Origin of the sequence: Candidatus Clostridium eludens (assembly GCF_045310515.1) — a bacterium.
Classification (GTDB): domain Bacteria; phylum Bacillota; class Clostridia; order Clostridiales; family Clostridiaceae; genus Clostridium_B; species Clostridium_B eludens.
The window spans coordinates 1-899 of sequence record NZ_JBJHZX010000133.1; the positions used below are offsets into that span (position 1 = coordinate 1).

Sequence of the window (899 nt, forward strand, 5' to 3'; positions counted from 1 at the left end):
TGTAGTTTTCCCCGTACCTCCTTTTCCACTTAATACTGCTATATTCAAGTTACTTCCTCCTCAAAATTCTATTTTAAATTCCATGGTGTGCTGGTCCTGACTGCATTAATCTGTCAAGTTCGCCCTTTTGAAATTTTTCTAAAACAGAGTTTATAGTGACACTTTCACATTTATAAGCTTCAATTCCTGATCTGTTAATGATTTTAAAGGCATTAGGTCCTAAGCTTCCAGTAATTACAACATCAACTTTTTCATCAAGTAATTGTTGTGCTGCTGCGATACCTGCTCCTCCCCCAGAAAATTGGCCTTTATTTTCTAATATTTTAATTTCTTCATTTTCAGCATTATAAATTTGAAAATACTTACACCTTCCAAATCTTACATCCGCCAAACTATCTGTTTCTGCTCCATGGGCTGAAATTGCTATTTTCATTTTTGTTCCTCCAAACTATTAATAATATCAGTAACAATAGGGCTAAAGATCAGTTCAAGATCTTCGTTTACATTTTCATATCCCTGTTCTGCCAAATTACTTATACTGCTTAACATAGGAAGTTCTCCTAAAAGTTTTAGGTCCATTTCCTTTAAAAACTTATCTGTGCTGTCTCCATTAAAAAGTTTTATCTGTTTGCCACAATCCGGACAGGTTATATAACTCATGTTTTCAATAACACCCATTATATTAATCTTCATAGTTTTTGCCATATTTACAGCTTTTGAGACTATCATAGAAACTAAATCTTGGGGTACAGATACCATAACTAAACCACTTATAGGAATAGACTGCATTACTGTAAGTGCAACATCTGCTGTTCCAGGAGGCATATCAATTACCAAATAATCAAGTTCCCCCCATATTACATCTGTCCAAAATTGTTTTACTGCTCCAGATATTATAG

At 33.9% G+C, this 899-nt stretch carries 2 protein-coding genes; both read right to left on the reverse strand.

What is annotated here, in order from left to right:
- Nucleotides 1-73: 73 nt before the first annotated feature.
- The gene (locus tag ACJDU8_RS25535) at nucleotides 74-433 is read right to left on the reverse strand and encodes a NifB/NifX family molybdenum-iron cluster-binding protein (protein WP_406794997.1); all 360 of its coding nucleotides are present in this window, start codon (nucleotides 431-433) and stop codon (nucleotides 74-76) included.
- Nucleotides 430-899 (reverse strand): P-loop NTPase (locus tag ACJDU8_RS25540; RefSeq protein WP_406794998.1); only part of this gene is annotated, 470 nt, incomplete at its 5' end. The genes ACJDU8_RS25540 and ACJDU8_RS25535, both read right to left, overlap by 4 nt.

Excerpts from the sequence above, each read along its gene's own strand:
- ACJDU8_RS25535 (WP_406794997.1), bottom strand. The coding sequence starts at position 433 with ATGAAAATAGCAATTTCAGCCCATGGAGCAGAAACAGATAGTTTGGCG.